Origin of the sequence: Stenotrophomonas sp. SrG (assembly GCF_050031795.1) — a bacterium.
In the GTDB taxonomy this organism is placed as follows: domain Bacteria; phylum Pseudomonadota; class Gammaproteobacteria; order Xanthomonadales; family Xanthomonadaceae; genus Stenotrophomonas; species Stenotrophomonas rhizophila_A.
In genome coordinates, this window is record NZ_JBNBBE010000438.1 from 1 (window position 1) to 257 (window position 257).

Sequence of the window (257 nt, forward strand, 5' to 3'; positions counted from 1 at the left end):
CCCCTGCACGAAGCCGAAGCATTGGTCGCCCCGCTGTCGGCCGACCTTGGGGTCAGCGGCACCAGCCAGCTGTGGGTGCGCTTCTTCCGCCCTTCCTTCCAGACCGATCCAGACTTCCCCCCGTCCGCGCGGGGCAACCACCTGCATGCGGTGCGTGTTGCCACCGGCACCGCACAGTCGCTGGGCGTGACGGTACCCGTGCCGGGGCTGCCGGGGCTGGCAGCGGCGATCCGGGTGGAGCCCACCCTCGCGACCCG

At 72.4% G+C, this 257-nt stretch carries 1 protein-coding gene; it reads left to right on the forward strand.

Annotation, left to right across the window (positions count from 1 at the left end):
- Positions 1 to 257, forward strand: a 257-nt coding sequence (locus tag ACQG3P_RS20385) for a hypothetical protein (RefSeq protein ID WP_426806059.1), incomplete at both ends; no start/stop codon positions are given.